General features: G+C 46.7%; 11 protein-coding genes. 8 read left to right on the top strand and 3 right to left on the bottom strand.

From position 1 onward, the window contains the following. Positions 1–12 precede the first annotated feature (12 nt). Together ABWO75_RS02330 and ABWO75_RS02325 are read right to left on the bottom strand one after the other, a co-directional pair. Positions 13–921 (bottom strand): TIGR01777 family oxidoreductase, encoded by a 909-nt coding sequence (locus ABWO75_RS02330; protein ID WP_353182154.1) that lies wholly within the window; start codon positions 919–921, stop codon positions 13–15. Then, positions 921–1,814, bottom strand: coding sequence for a Rossmann-fold NAD(P)-binding domain-containing protein (locus tag ABWO75_RS02325; protein ID WP_353182152.1), 894 nt, complete (start codon positions 1,812–1,814; stop codon positions 921–923). Before ABWO75_RS02325 ends, ABWO75_RS02330 begins: the two co-directional genes overlap by 1 nt. Positions 1,815–2,083: 269 nt before the next feature. Here ABWO75_RS02325 and ABWO75_RS02320 point away from each other — a divergent pair, with 269 nt between their 5' ends. The 6 genes from ABWO75_RS02320 (at position 2,084) to ABWO75_RS02295 (ending at position 10,760) form a co-directional block, all read left to right on the top strand. Continuing rightward, the gene (locus ABWO75_RS02320) at positions 2,084–3,337 is read left to right on the top strand and encodes a DASH family cryptochrome (protein WP_353182150.1); all 1,254 of its coding nucleotides are present in this window, start codon (positions 2,084–2,086) and stop codon (positions 3,335–3,337) included. A gap of 137 nt (positions 3,338–3,474) precedes the next feature. Further along, positions 3,475–6,273, top strand: a complete 2,799-nt coding sequence (locus ABWO75_RS02315) for a 2-oxoglutarate dehydrogenase E1 component (protein ID WP_353182148.1) — start codon at positions 3,475–3,477, stop codon at positions 6,271–6,273. Positions 6,274–6,309: 36 nt separating this feature from the next. After that, positions 6,310–7,548, top strand: coding sequence for a 2-oxoglutarate dehydrogenase complex dihydrolipoyllysine-residue succinyltransferase (gene odhB, locus ABWO75_RS02310; RefSeq protein ID WP_353182146.1), 1,239 nt, complete (start codon positions 6,310–6,312; stop codon positions 7,546–7,548). Positions 7,549–7,644: 96 nt separating this feature from the next. Continuing rightward, complete coding sequence (locus tag ABWO75_RS02305; protein WP_353182144.1) at positions 7,645–8,040, top strand: GtrA family protein; 396 nt, start codon at positions 7,645–7,647, stop codon at positions 8,038–8,040. A gap of 9 nt (positions 8,041–8,049) precedes the next feature. Then, a complete protein-coding gene (locus ABWO75_RS02300; protein WP_353182142.1) occupies positions 8,050–9,756 on the top strand; it encodes an ArnT family glycosyltransferase in 1,707 nt (568 codons plus the stop codon). Positions 9,757–9,767: 11 nt separating this feature from the next. Then, a complete protein-coding gene (locus ABWO75_RS02295; RefSeq protein WP_353182140.1) occupies positions 9,768–10,760 on the top strand; it encodes a lipid A deacylase in 993 nt (330 codons plus the stop codon). 4 nt (positions 10,761–10,764) lie between these two features. On the opposite strand, the gene ABWO75_RS02290 is transcribed toward ABWO75_RS02295, so the two are convergent. Beyond that, positions 10,765–11,529 carry a DeoR/GlpR family DNA-binding transcription regulator gene (locus ABWO75_RS02290; RefSeq protein ID WP_353182138.1) on the bottom strand — a complete coding sequence of 255 codons (765 nt, stop codon included), beginning with the start codon at positions 11,527–11,529 and terminating at the stop codon, positions 10,765–10,767. A 189-nt stretch (positions 11,530–11,718) separates the two neighbouring features. Here ABWO75_RS02290 and ABWO75_RS02285 point away from each other — a divergent pair, with 189 nt between their 5' ends. Together ABWO75_RS02285 and glpK are read left to right on the top strand one after the other, a co-directional pair. Beyond that, a complete protein-coding gene (locus ABWO75_RS02285) occupies positions 11,719–13,308 on the top strand; it encodes a glycerol-3-phosphate dehydrogenase/oxidase (protein ID WP_353182136.1) in 1,590 nt (529 codons plus the stop codon). A 32-nt stretch (positions 13,309–13,340) separates the two neighbouring features. Continuing rightward, positions 13,341–14,831, top strand: a complete 1,491-nt coding sequence (gene glpK, locus ABWO75_RS02280; protein WP_353182134.1) for a glycerol kinase GlpK — start codon at positions 13,341–13,343, stop codon at positions 14,829–14,831. The last annotated feature ends 44 nt before the right edge of the window (positions 14,832–14,875 follow it).

The raw sequence follows: 14,875 nt of genomic DNA, 5'->3' as shown, positions 1-14,875 counted from the left end.
AATGACGTCTTCCTAAAGCGAGGCAATAGCTTGGTTAATCTCTGGATAGGTAAAGCGGAAACCGGCATTCTGTATTTTATCGGCCGATACGCGGGTACTGCTCAGCAATAATTCGCTCATTTGTCCCAAGACAGCTTTTAGCACAAATGCTGGGATATGGGGTAGCCAAATGCGCTTATCAAGGTGGTTTCCGATGGCATACAAGAGGGGCTTCAGTTGAATCTGTTGGGGTGCTACCATATTATAGACGCCGTGAATGCCATTGTGTTCCATTGCAAATAAATATAAAGCAACAGCGTCGTCTATGTGAACCCACGGCATCCATTGCCTGCCTGTGCCCGGTACGGCACCCAAACCGGTTTTTATAAACTTTACAAGTTTGGGATACATGCCGCCAGCCGTTGCTAGTACTGCCCCGCTTCGGAGCGAAACTGTGCGCAATCCTAATCTTCTGCCTTCGGCTACCGCCTGTTCCCAAGCCAGGCAAAGCCGTCCAAGGAAATCATTTGCGGGCAACTTATCTTCTGTCATCAATTCATCGCCCCGATGACTATAATATCCGGTAGCACCGGCTGACACCACGGTATTGACGGCATGCTCGCGATTTTCAAGCAACCGATAAAGCAACCTGATGGATTGGACATGGCTGTCGTAGATTGCTTGTTTCCGATGTTTACTCCATGGCTGGGCGCCAATGTTTTCGCCTGCAAGGTGAATAATTGCCTGCACTCCGTTCAAACAACGTTCATCAACCTTGCCGCTGTCAGTATCCCATTGAAAAAAACGAACCGCCGACGAGCGATGTTGCTGTTCGCCCCTGCTCAATCCATGAACAGTGTAACCTTGGTCGATCAGCGCATCAATTAGTGCGGTACCGATCAGCCCGGTGGCACCGGTTACCAATACGCATTTTCGCATCATCAGCTCTTATTTGATCCGATTTCAACCAACCCCAGAGCAACTGGGATGGCTTCACGGAAAGGCGTTAACTTCAGTGGGTACAACTCCCGGAGTCCGTTTTTCTTGCAAATCAAATTCCGGCGTACATTCAGGTTTAGTGCTGCTGATATATCCTGTTCAAACCGGTATACATACCTTGTCATTACGTTTGACACCAGCGTCCCCAATGCGGGCAGGGTCATTACTTTTCTACGCAGCTTCAATACATCCAGGTAGCGTTCAAAGATTTCTTTATATGTCATGACCTCAGGCCCGCCGATATCATAGGTCTCTCCATATGTCCTCGGGTCTAGCAACATATAATTGAAATATGTACAAATATCAGCCAGGTATACGGGTTGGCATCGGCTTTTTGCGAATTCCCGCGACACCAGAACCAGCCGCTGCATCGACATTTTTGCCAAAATGGTCATCAACACTGATCCTTTCCCAATAATGTTACTTGCACGCACAATGGTATAATTCAATCCTGTATCGCGGATATAGGAATTAATTTTGTCGACATTACCGTCTACCAATTTTGTCACATAAATCAAATGCTGACAGGCCGTTCGTTTCAACGTATCAATGTATTTTTGCAAGGCCAGTAATTCCATTTCAATCCGCATATCCAGCGCATTGACCGGTGTTTGATTAAAGTAAAAAGCAACTGCGGTGTCCGCGTCAATGCCGGCTAAATTTTCTCCTCGGAATAAATCGCCTTCCATAATGTTGACCCGGTGTTTTTCGGAAATATGCTCACGGAACAGTTTGCGGTTGCGTATCAGGCAAGTGACTTCATAATCTTCTTCGGCTAGGCATGCAGCAACTTTCCTGGCTAAATAATTATTGAGACCTGTAATGAGAACTTTCATATACGTTACAATTGGGTGGCTTTTAGTGCAACTATCGGCCCGGTACCATTAGTACAAACGAAAATTAAATATGTTTCTACCAAATGTATTTTTGGCAAAAGTAGGATTTCCGGGTCGTTTGTACAACTTGTGGGTGGCAGTTAGGCCCAGTAACACCGGCCGACCGTTTGTGATTTAATTGTAAATAATTTGTGTTTCGACATGTAAAAAGGCGGTTTCACAACAATAACTCCTATATTTGTCAAATTTAATCCATTATTACTTCAGGCATGGACAAGAGGACAATCCTGGTTTGGTTCAGAAACGATTTGCGTATCCACGATAACGAGATACTGCTGCGTGCTATTGAACGCGGCCAGCAAATTGTTCCGGTTTTCTGCTTTGATCCAAGACATTTCGAACTGACGGAGTACGGGACCCGGAAAATGGGTGTCCTACGGGCCGCTTTTTTGCGGGAGAATGTGCTGGCATTGCAGGCTGCGCTCCGCAACCTGGGGGGTAATTTGATCTCCGTTGTTGGTTATCCTGAAGACATGTTGCCTCATATTGCGGAGGAATACCAGGTAGATGAGGTGTACCATCACCGGGAAGTCGCATTTGAAGAAACTCAGGTTTCTGCATTGGTGGAAGCTGCGCTTTGGAAAAAAACACAGATCAACCTGCGCCATTTTATCGGCCACACGTTATATCATAAAGAAGACCTTCCCTTTCCGATCCGGGATATACCCGACGCATTTTCCCTGTTCAAGAAGAAAACGGAACGTGAAAGTACAATCCGGCCTCAATTGGGGCTTCCGGAGCGGGTATCTATTCCTGAAAATATGGAAACGGGCGACATACCATCGCTGCAGCAGCTTGGATTCAGTTCCGACGAAATCAGACAGGCATCAAACCTGATACTTGCGGGTGGCGAGCAAGCAGCGCTGGCCCGGATGGATCGGTTCCTGAGCGGTGACACTCCGCAGGAAACGGACTCGGGTCTATCACCCTATATCGCCATTGGCGCGCTGTCTCCCAACACCTTGTATCATGCAGTAAAAGATAGTAAGTATATCGGGACGGATAAAAAGAGCTTGGAACAGTTTATCCTGAAACTGCTCTGGCGCGATTATTATCGCTTTATGTTTAAAAAACATGGTAACCGTTTCTTCCAAACCGGCGGCATAACAGACCTAGCACCGGAAACCGCGGGGCACGAAGAGGCCCTGAATTTTGATAAATGGAAAACAGGTAATACAGGCCAGCCTATTATCGACCGTGGCATCCGGCAATTGAATGAAACCGGACATATTCCCCATCAGATGCGGGTGCTGCTGGCTGCGTACCTCATTCACGAACTTGGTGTCAACTGGCTAAAGGGTGCTGCGTGGTTCGAAGAAAAATTAATTGACTACAACCCGGCTAATAATTATGGAAACTGGGCACACCTTGCCGGCGTTGGTAGCAGTGCAAAAGATAACAAGCGTATTGATCTAGATAAATTGATTATCCAGCTATCGCCCGCAGAAACATTGGCGATATAATCCACGAATCAGTCTACCTCTCCTGAGCACAAAAAAAACCATTATGACTAAAATTTGGCCATAAAATTGTAAGATATTACTTTAGGAAACCATATAATAATTCATAACTTTGACGCATTCATTGTATAAACAAATAAATGGACAAACTTTCTTATCTAAGTAACGCAGATTCGGCCTATATCGATTCGCTTTATGAAGCATACAAAGCGGATCCCGATTCGATTGATTTTGGTTGGAAGAAATTTTTTGAAGGGTTTGATTTCGGCCAAAATGGAACGGCTGGCGATGCTGCCGTGGCTACTCCCGATCATGTACTCAAGGAAATCAATGTACTGAACATGATTAATGGTTACCGCGACCGCGGTCACCTATTCACAGAAACCAATCCGGTTCGCCAACGCCGGAAATATTATCCGGGCAAAGAACTGGAAACATTCGGTTTATCAGAAGCCGATATGGAAACGGTTTTCAATGCAGGTGTTGAGGTGGGATTAGGACCTGCCAAACTGCGGGACATCCGCCAGCTCATTGAAGACACCTATTGCCGGTCTATTGGTGCAGAGTTCAAATACATCCGTCACCCGGACAAGCTGAAATGGCTTCAGGAGCGTATGGAAAGCGAGCGCAATACACCTAATTTCCCAATAGAAAAGAAGAAACGGATTTTGCAGAAACTCAATGAGGCCGTCGTATTTGAAAGCTTCCTGGGTACGAAATTCCTTGGACAAAAGCGTTTCTCGCTGGAAGGGGCGGAAAGTTTGATTCCGGCACTTGATTCCGTAATTGAAAAGGGTGCTGAAATAGGTATTCAGGAATTCGTACTTGGTATGGCACACCGGGGTCGACTTAATGTACTGACCAATATTCTCGGAAAATCATATGAAAGTGTTTTTTCTGAATTTGAGGGAAAGACTTATGTGGAAGATGCTGAGCAGGATTTTGGGGGCGACGTAAAGTACCACTTAGGTTACTCTACAGACATTACCACAGAGAATGGTTCGAACGTACACCTCAGTCTGGTACCTAACCCGTCCCATCTGGAGACGGTCGATCCGGTAGTGGAAGGCATTGTACGGTCTAAAATTGACATGAAATACGAGGGCGATGTTACCAAGATAGCCCCGATCCTCATTCACGGAGACGCCGCTGTCGCTGGCCAGGGTATTGTCTACGAAGTTATCCAGATGTCAAAGTTGGAAGGTTTCCGGACTGGTGGCACGATTCATATCATCGTGAACAACCAGGTTGGATTTACTACCAATTTTATGGATGCGCGTTCATCCACTTATTGCACGGATATTGCTAAAGTAACGCTTTCTCCGGTGTTCCATGTCAACGGGGATGATGTGGAAGCATTGATATATGCCATCAACCTGGCTGTAGAATACCGTCAGAAATACCACACCGACGTATTCATCGACCTGCTTTGCTACCGTAGGTATGGTCATAATGAAGCGGATGAACCCAAATTTACCCAACCGTTGCTCTATAAAGCGATCGAGAAACACCCAAACCCGCGGGAAATCTATAACAACAAATTAATGGAACAGGGCAGTGTGGATGCTAACCTGGCCAAAGAAATGGAAAAAGATTTCCGTAAAAAATTGCAGGAACGACTGGATGAATCCAAGGAGGAAGAAAACCTGACACAGGATAATCCGATGTATTCGGGGGCTTGGAAGGGACTTCGCAAAGCAAAATATGAAGATATCTTTGTACCTGTTAAAACAGGCGTGGCAGAAAAGACATTTTTGTCGCTCGCACGGGAGATTAGCACACTGCCCAGTGAAAAGAAATTCTTCAGAAAGATTTCCAGATTATTCGAAGAACGCCTTAAAATGGTGGAATCCAAGAAGTTTGATTGGGCTATGGGCGAATTAATGGCTTATGCGACCTTATTAAATGAAGAATTACGTGTGCGGGTGAGCGGACAGGACGTAGAACGTGGAACCTTCTCTCATCGTCATGCCGTGTTAACCTTGGAAGACTCCGGTGAAGAATATATCCCATTGCAACGGATAGCCGGTGGCGAGCGGTTCAATATTTATAATTCACACTTATCGGAATACGGAGTACTTGGATTTGAATATGGTTATGCATTGGCTAATCCACAATCGTTGACAATATGGGAGGCACAGTTTGGTGACTTTTATAATGGCGCTCAAATTATTGTAGACCAGTACATCTCCAGTGCAGAAACCAAATGGCGCCGGTCAAACGGGCTCGTTATGTTACTTCCGCATGGTCTTGAAGGTCAGGGACCCGAACACTCTTCGGCACGGATTGAGCGTTTTCTGGAACTTTGCGCGGAAAATAACATGCAGATCGTAAACTGTACGACGCCTGCTAACTTTTTCCATGTATTGCGCCGGCAGTTAAAGCGTGACTACCGCAAGCCTTTGGTTGTGTTCACACCCAAAAGTCTATTACGTCATCCCAAGGTAGTCAGTGATATTACTGAATTTACAACAAAAACCCAGTTCCAGGAGGTAATCGACGATAGTTACGTAAAATCGGCCGATGTACGGCGTGTACTGTTCTGTTCTGGCAAAATATACTATGACTTGCTGGAAAAGCAACAGGCAGACGAACGTAAGGATGTGGCTGTGGTAAGGGTAGAGCAGCTCTACCCCACCCCAATGGACAAACTTCGTGCGATACGCAATAAATACAAAAATGCAACGGAATTCCTATGGGTACAGGAAGAGCCGGAAAACATGGGTGCCTGGCCTTATATCTGTCGGAAATTCAGGAACCGGAACATTACCCTTGATGTCGTGTCGCGTAAAGAAAGCAGCAGTACGGCAACGGGCTATGCTAAACAGCATATTTCGCAGCAACTCGCCGTTGTAAGCCGCGCGTTTGAAACAAAAGCCGGTACCGAGGTAAAGGAAAATGTTAAAGCCAATGTAAAGGAAGCGGCAAAAGTAGATTAATGCTAACTCGACTAATCAGTATTTAACAAAGCATATATGAGTGTAGAAATAAAAGTACCCACGGTAGGCGAATCCATCACAGAAGTCACCCTCTCGCAATGGTTGAAACAGGATGGCGATTACGTGGAAATGGACGAAAATATCGCCGAACTCGAATCGGATAAAGCAACTTTTGAATTACCTGCCGAAAAAGCAGGTATTCTCCGTATTGTCGCACAGGAAGGTGATACACTCGAAATCGGAGCACTTGTTGCCCGGATTGAAGAAGGTGGAGCCCCAGCCGCTGACAAAAAAGACAACGATAATGCAGCGGCGAAAACGGAGAGTAAACCGGAAACAGCGCCGCAACCTGAAACACAAGCCCCGGCAGCAGAAAATTACGCCACTGGAACCGCTTCTCCCGCAGCAGCCAAGATCTTACGTGAAAAAGGCATAGAAGCAGATGCGTTGGCAGGTACAGGGAAAGACGGCCGAATTACGAAGGCAGACGCAGAAAAAGCAACGGTTGGCACTCCAAAAGCACAAGTGTCCGGCAAAGGAACTGTTACAGAGGCACCGAAATCAATGGCTGGTGACCGTAACGAACGGCGCGAAAAACTTTCCGCGTTGCGAAAAACCATTGCAAAGCGATTGGTTTCCGTTAAAAATGAGACGGCTATGCTAACCACATTTAATGAGGTTAATATGCAACCGATCATGGACCTGCGTGCTAAATATAAAGACGCGTTCAAGGAAAAATATGGCGTAGGCCTTGGTTTCATGTCTTTTTTCACCAAAGCTGTATGTACGGCACTCAAGGAATGGCCGGCAGTGAATGCCCGGATTGAGGAAACCGAAATTGTGTACCATGATTTCGCGGATATTTCAATTGCCGTATCTGCGCCAAAAGGATTGGTAGTGCCGGTTATCCGGAATGCCGAATCCCTGTCGCTTTATGAAATTGAAAAAGAAGTGATTAATCTGGCAACCAAAGCACGGGACAATAAATTAACCATTGACGAGATGACCGGTGGTACCTTCACTATCACCAATGGCGGCGTTTTTGGGTCCATGATGTCTACGCCGATTATCAATGCGCCTCAGTCCGCAATATTGGGTATGCACAATATTATTCAGCGCCCTGTGGCTGAAAATGGTCAGGTTGTTATCCGACCAATGATGTACGTTGCCCTTTCCTATGATCATCGTATCATTGATGGCAGGGAATCGGTCAGCTTCCTGGTACGTGTAAAGCAATTGCTGGAAGATCCTGCAAGGTTGCTGTTGGAAGTATAAACCAAAACATAAGTATGCCAAAGCGCCCAATTGCTATGCCGGTTTTCTAATTGGCATAGCAATTTATTTATTGCGCTATATCATCCACGATACACTATGGAGTTAAGCAGTGATCTGATCAATAAATTCCTCAAATTTGGTCTTGTGGGCTTATCGGGTGTGGTGGTGGATTTCGGGGTAACATGGGGATGCAAAGAAAAGTTACACCTGCACAAGTACGTGGCCAACTCACTTGGGTTCATGGTTGCCACGGTTAGCAACTACCTTCTGAATAAATTCTGGACATTTCATGCAGTCGGGCGGGATGCCATGTTTATTGAATTTTCAAAATTCTTCGGCATCGCACTGGCTGGGTTATTGATCAATAACCTGATCCTTTATGTGGCTCACGAAAAACTGGGATTAAATTTTTACCTTGCCAAGGTATTCGCAATCGGCATGGTTGCGATATGGAATTTTATGGGCAACTATATATATACCTTTTCCAGCTAACCAACTACCATGTCGTCGTCAATAAAGAATAATTACCTTATTTTCTATTTCCTGTTGACCTGGATGGTCGCCAACCTGTTCCAGGCCGCATTTATGGAATTGCATGTTGACGAAACGTACTACTGGGTATACAGCCAGTTTCTGGATTGGGGCTATTACGATCATCCGCCGATGGTAGCTCTTTTTATGAAGGCCGGTGATACTATTTTTCATTCGGCACTGATGGTAAGACTTCTCAGTGTGTTGACAAACGTTGCTGCAATCGCCATTTTATGGCAGCTCGTGAAACCTTATGTGCAGGATGCCGGCCTGTTTATCGTCTTATATAGCAGTATGCTTATCCTTCATGTGTACAGTTTTATCACCACACCGGATACGCCGTTATTTTTCTTTACAATCGTTTATTTTTACCTTCTCAAAAGGTATATCAAAACAGATAAACTAACCGATACGCTGTTGTTGGCTATAGTAATCGCGGGCATGCTTTACAGCAAATACCATGCTGTATTAGTGCTGCTATTTACCATTGTTGCCGATTTAAAATTGCTGAAACGTCCCTCGTTTTGGCTTATCGTTGCGCTGTCAGGCGTACTATTCGTGCCACATATCCTATGGCAGATTAACCACGGCCTCCCCTCCGTGCAATATCATTTGTTTGATCGCAGTACCCGCGCTTACCAGTTTTCATTCACAACCGACTTTGTGTTAAGTCAATTGCTGATTGTCGGTCCTTTTGCCGCGTTGGCACTATATTATTATGTGTTCAGACAGCGGGCGACAGATATTTTCCTCCGTATCATGAAATTCAATTGTTATGGATTTCTGCTCTTTTTCTTAATCAGTACATTCAAAGGTCGTGTTGAAGCCCACTGGACCCTACTGGCATTCGTTCCGTTCTTCATCCTTGCTTACATTCATCTCGGCCGCATGGAACGCATCCCCCGTTGGCTGATGCGTTTGCTCTATGCCAATATCGTACTTATCATTGTAATCCGGGTTGTCCTGATATTCCCCTTTCCTGCACTCACACAGATCCGGGGACTCCAGCAATTCTGGGGAAAAAACGAAATGGCTAAGCGCATTCACGCGAAGGCGGGAGAAAATTACGTGATCATGGACAACGGATTCCAGGACATCTCCAATTACAATTTCGTAAACAATACCACTAAAGGATTTTCCTATAACGCCAGAAACTACCGGAAAACACAATATGATTTTTGGCCTATTGAAGATAGTTTGCGGAGTCACAAAGCGTATTATGCCTCATTTAGAAGCCACGAGACACCATTACAAGATACTATTCAGACAATAAAAGGTCCGTTATACGGGCGGTTCCTGGACGCGGTCAGGACATATCAGAAAGTCAACATCGACGTAGAAGGCCTTCGTAAAGAAGCTGAAGCCGGATCAAAGCAGTATGTAACACTGACGATAAACAATCCGTATCAGGATACCATCTCTTTTTCCAACGTCGGCGAACAGTGGCCTGTATTCCTGGAATACGGCTATACCCAGCCTGTTTTCCAAGAAGATGACTTTGTGGAAATGCACGGCGACTACCGCAATATCATTATCCCACCGGGAGAAACCGCTACATTTCCTGCAAAGATCAATATGCCACCATCACCTGGAAAATACATGCTGTTTTTTTCCATCCGGACCGATCCTTTTATCGGCGCACGTAACAGTGACAAATTTCCAATTCAAGTAAATTAAACGGTTAGCCCATGCAACGATATTTGCTTATTGTGTTGTTTATAGTATTATGCTTGACCACCCGTGCACAGCAGTTTGAATGGAATGTCGGTTTCCATGGCTTCGCCGATAACAGGGAATACGCTAAGTCGGGCCGTTATCCACAAACCATATTCGGAGCACGGATCGCACCTGAGCTCGGTATTGCCGTAGACAGTATACATCGTCTCCGGGCTGGAATAAATTACCTGCATGAATTCGGTTCCAGACCTTCCAGTAAGGTCAATCCTACCCTATATTATAATTACCAGCAGCGCGGCTTTAATTTTTATATCGGAATGTTTCCCCGTTATGGATTATTGAGCGACTATCCAAGAGCCATACTCAATGATACGCTGTTATATTACCGTCCTAATGTTGAAGGCATGCTGTTACGGTACGAAAACGCTACGTTCTTCCAGCAAATCTGGATCGATTGGACGAGCCGCCAAACGGATATGGACAGGGAACAATTTATGGTGGGACTATCCGGCAAAGTTGCGACCAACCTGCTGTACGTTTCGCACCACGCCATGCTTTGGCACAATGCAGGCCCGATGATTAAGATTCCCAACGATCAGGTGCGCGACAACGGCGCTGCGATGATAAAGGTTGGCGTCGATTTATCTAAGCGTACTTTGCTCGATTCACTGGATATCCATGTGGGTGGCGTAGTGGGGTATGATCGGCTTAGGGGTATTTACGAATGGCGTACCGCGGCGGGATTTATCACCGGATTACACGCTGCATATCGTAATTTCTTCCTTGAAAACACATTCTTTACCGGTGAGCCGCTTGATGTTCCCTATGGCGACCAATTTTATACAGCCCGCAGCTATGACCGGCTTGAAATCGGATGGACACCTATACGCTACAAAGGCTTAGAAGGAAAATTTATTGCCAGCTTCCATTTTACTCCCGGTGCGGTAGACAACCAACAGCAGTTTTTACTCCGTTACCATATTGGCGGAAGCTATCCGAAATAGACGCCTATTGCACGACGGTTACTTTTACTCCAGCCCTTTCCAGTTCCTTTACGGTATGAGGAGATATACCCTTATCGGTAATGATCCGGTCTATTTCCTCAATCCCGCAAATGCGCCCAAAACCTCGTTTTCCAAATTTAGTAGAATCGGCCAGTACGATCACTTTTTGTGATACTTCCATCATTTTTCTATTCAGATGCGCCTCCTGGGCATTGGTCGTTGTTAATCCAAAATCCAGGTCAATTCCGTCGACCCCGAGAAACAGTTTACTGCAAAAAAAGTCGGCGAGAATGCGTTCCGCATACATGCCGGCAACGGATGTAGAGCTTTTGCGCAGGGTGCCGCCGAGCTGCAGAATTTCCACATGGGGATGTTTGACCAGTTGAACAGCAACATTCAATGCGGATGTAACAACGGTAAGATTCAGGTTTGGTTGAATCTCTTTGGCCATGGCCTGCACTGTTGTACCTGATGCGATAATTACTGAATCATTATCAATAATCAGGGAAGCCGCTTCACGGGCGATAGCCAGCTTCTCTGCCGTCTGAATTTTCTCTTTTTCAAATACAGTGCGGTCGGTTGTATACGGATTTACCTGGGTGGCACCGCCGTGTGTTCGGAAAAGCAATTGCCTTTCCTCAAGTAATTTCAGGTCTTTGCGGATGGTTACTGACGATACGTCCAGTTGTCTGCATAACTCCAGTACATTAACAACGCCCTTTTGCTGTAACTGACGCATGATATACTGGTGCCGTTCGATGTTAGTCATAACAAATCGGTGATGGATGTGGACCAAAATACAGCTTTTATCGATAAAATTAAAATGTTATGTTGTTTCAATTATTTTCGTTTTATAATTTTATATTTCATTTTGTTATTTATATAATTTCAATTACTTTTGAAAAAATCAATATATAATTTCATATTATTACCATTTTGCCCGCATGGGTCACGTTAAATGGAAAAACCACTAGTAGACCGAAATACGACACTCCGGCGGGTTGCCGAAACGCTTCAGTGGGACCTGGCAGTCATCGGGGGCGGAGCCACGGGACTGGGCATTGCGGTAGATGCCGCTTCCCGGGGATATCGAACCATCTTACTGGAACAACATGATTTTGCCAAAGGAACCTCGAGCAGAAGTACCAAACTGGTACACGGTGGGGTACGTTACCTCGCCATGGGGGATATCCGTTTAGTATACGATGCGTTGCACGAACGTGGCATTCTATTCCGCAATGCACCGCACTTAGCCCATGCACAGTCTTTTATTATTCCCTGTTATTCTTTTTTCAGCAAATGTAAATACCTAATCGGGTTAAAAATATACGATTGGCTTGCCGGTAAATACCGTATTGGAAAGTCCAGTGCACTTTCCCGGGAGGAAACCCTGCGTAGTCTGCCCGGCGTGAAGTCCGCGCGGCTGCAGGGTGGTGTGCGGTATTTTGACGGCCAGTTCGACGACGCACGAATGGCAGTTAACCTGGCGCAAACCGCGGCCGTCCATGGAGCCGCGGTACTTAATTACTGTCAGGTTACCGAATTAAGCAAGGACGCGGCCGGGAAGGTAACTGGACTGACATTTGTCGACCGCGAAACGGGAACTTCATATCCTGTCACTGCGAAGGCCGTTATTAATGCGACCGGTGTTTTCGTGGATGACATTTTGACTATGGATACTCCTAATCATAAAGTAATGGTCAGGCCAAGTCAGGGTACACACCTTGTGGTAGATCGGACTTTTCTCGGTGAACGCGATGCGTTAATGATTCCCAAAACCAGCGACGGACGGGTATTATTCGGTGTCCCTTGGCATAATTACCTATTGTTGGGCACCACGGATACCCCAATCAAAGACACCCATATCGAACCAGTTCCATTGGATGATGAGATTGCGTTTATTCTGAAAACAGCCGCCGATTACCTGAGCCCTGCACCGCGTAAATCGGATATCCGTAGCATGTTTGCCGGATTGCGTCCACTTGCGGCTCCTGATGACGGCGAAGAGGCGACCAAGGAAATTTCGCGCGACCATAAACTTATTGTGAATCCGTCGGGTCTCATTACGATCACGGGTGGTAAATGGACGACATACCGAAAAATGGCAGAGGAGACTATTGACAGGGCCATCGAAACCGGAGCGCTTGAAAAACGGGCATGTCTGACCAAAACCCTGAAAATCCAGGGGCACTGCACCCAACAACAGGCAGGCCATTGGGCGAGCTATGGAAGCGATGCCGGCCGTGTGCGTGCACTTACGGTAAGCCAGCCCGACCTCGCGGAGCGGCTACACCCCGATTTCGACTATATCGGGGCGGAAGTCGTTTGGGCGGTGGTAAATGAAATGGCCCGGACGCTCGAAGATGTACTCGCCAGACGTCTACGGGTATTGTTTCTGGATGCCGCCAAATCCATGGAGATGGCTCCCAAAGTGGTTGCATTGATGGCAAAACAACTGAATAAAAACCGGGAATGGGAAAATCAGCAGCTTCAGGCTTACCGACTAATCGCCCGACAGTATTTACCCGAAGAAAACTTAGACACTTAAATACTTCGACCAATCAGTAAACGAATCCTGCGATGACAAATCAATACCTTTTAGCATTAGATCAGGGAACCACCAGCTCCCGTGCCATTATTTTTAATCCGGAAGGCCAGATGGTAGCCGTCGCCCAAAAGGAATTTAAGCAGCATTATCCGCAGTCTGGCTGGGTAGAGCATGACGCACAGGAAATTTGGTCGAGCCAGCTTTCCGTGGCAACCGAGGCAATAGCCAAGGCCGGACTAAAAGCCGCTGCGATAGCGGCAATCGGCATTACCAATCAGCGTGAAACAACCGTTGTATGGGATCGGAAAACCGGCTATCCTGTTTATCCGGCCATTGTTTGGCAGGACAGGCGTACCGCTGAATACTGCGATGAACTGCGGAATAAGGGATATGGCGATCTCATCCGGAAAAAGACAGGCTTGATTATCGATGCCTATTTTTCTGCGAGTAAGATCAATTGGATTCTTCGCCATGTTCCCGGTGCCCGCGAAAAAGCCGAGAGCGGTGAACTCGCTTTTGGCACCATCGATTCCTGGCTGGTGTGGAACCTTACCGGAGGCAGCAAGCATGTGACTGACGTAACCAATGCCTCACGCACCATGCTATATAACATCAATACGCTGCGCTGGGATGATGAGTTGCTGGAGCTGATGGATATCCCCCGGACAATGCTCCCCGAAGTTAAAAGTTCCGCCGAAATAGTCGGTGAAACCGCTGCCAATATCCTCGCAGCAAAAATACCGATCGCCGGCATTGCCGGGGATCAGCATGCCGCACTCTTTGGGCAGCTATGCACGCGCCCTGGCATGGTTAAAAACACCTACGGCACGGGCTGTTTCATGTTAATGCACATCGGTGATAAACCCATATTATCCAAAAATAACCTGGTAACAACCGTTGCATGGCAAATTGGTGATGTGGTAAATTATGCGTTTGAAGGGAGTGTCTTCATTGGTGGGGCAATTGTTCAATGGCTTCGCGACGGGCTGGGCATTATACGTTCATCGGAAGAGGTCGAAGCACTCGCGGCCCGGGTCCCGGACACAGCCGGTGTATTTCTCGTCCCTGCCTTTTCGGGTTTGGGGGCGCCTCATTGGGATCCTTATGCGCGCGGGACACTTGTCGGACTTACGCGCGGCAGCAACGCATCACATATTGCACGCGCAGCGTTGGAGAGCATCGCTTTTCAAACAGTCGATATTCTCCGGGCAATGGAAGCAGATTCGGGTACAACCATCCGGGAATTGCGGGTAGATGGTGGCGCGACGGTAAATAACCTATTGCTTCAATTCCAGGCGGACATCTTGGGGGCTCGTGTAATCCGGCCGGAGATTACGGAAACGACTGCACTTGGTGCCGCCTTTCTTGCCGGATTAGCGGTCGGAATCTGGAAAAATATAGATGCGATCCAGAACCAATGGCAAATAAACCGTGTGTTTGAGCCAAATCCACAATATGATGCGGATGGCGCAATTGGTCGCTGGCGGCACGCGGTAGAAGCCGCCAAAAGCTATAGGCCGTAAAATGCCGAAGCAATCAGCACCTGGTGGCTAGGCCGCGGGCTATG

It is taken from the genome of Parapedobacter lycopersici (genome assembly GCF_040395035.1).
Classification (GTDB): Bacteria; Bacteroidota; Bacteroidia; order Sphingobacteriales; family Sphingobacteriaceae; genus Parapedobacter; species Parapedobacter lycopersici_A.
This window is presented reverse-complemented; position numbering and strand designations above follow the sequence as displayed.

Bases quoted from the DNA above. Each gene is read 5' to 3' on its own strand.
- ABWO75_RS02325 (WP_353182152.1), bottom strand. From the start codon at position 1,814: ATGAAAGTTCTCATTACAGGTCTCAATAATTATTTAGCCAGGAAAGTT.
- ABWO75_RS02330 (WP_353182154.1), bottom strand. From the start codon at position 921: ATGATGCGAAAATGCGTATTGGTAACCGGTGCCACCGGGCTGATCGGT.
- odhB (WP_353182146.1), top strand. From the start codon at position 6,310: ATGAGTGTAGAAATAAAAGTACCCACGGTAGGCGAATCCATCACAGAA.
- ABWO75_RS02290 (WP_353182138.1), bottom strand. From the start codon at position 11,529: ATGACTAACATCGAACGGCACCAGTATATCATGCGTCAGTTACAGCAA.
- ABWO75_RS02320 (WP_353182150.1), top strand. From the start codon at position 2,084: ATGGACAAGAGGACAATCCTGGTTTGGTTCAGAAACGATTTGCGTATC.
- glpK (WP_353182134.1), top strand. From the start codon at position 13,341: ATGACAAATCAATACCTTTTAGCATTAGATCAGGGAACCACCAGCTCC.
- ABWO75_RS02305 (WP_353182144.1), top strand. From the start codon at position 7,645: ATGGAGTTAAGCAGTGATCTGATCAATAAATTCCTCAAATTTGGTCTT.
- ABWO75_RS02295 (WP_353182140.1), top strand. From the start codon at position 9,768: ATGCAACGATATTTGCTTATTGTGTTGTTTATAGTATTATGCTTGACC.
- ABWO75_RS02300 (WP_353182142.1), top strand. From the start codon at position 8,050: ATGTCGTCGTCAATAAAGAATAATTACCTTATTTTCTATTTCCTGTTG.
- ABWO75_RS02315 (WP_353182148.1), top strand. From the start codon at position 3,475: ATGGACAAACTTTCTTATCTAAGTAACGCAGATTCGGCCTATATCGAT.
- ABWO75_RS02285 (WP_353182136.1), top strand. From the start codon at position 11,719: ATGGAAAAACCACTAGTAGACCGAAATACGACACTCCGGCGGGTTGCC.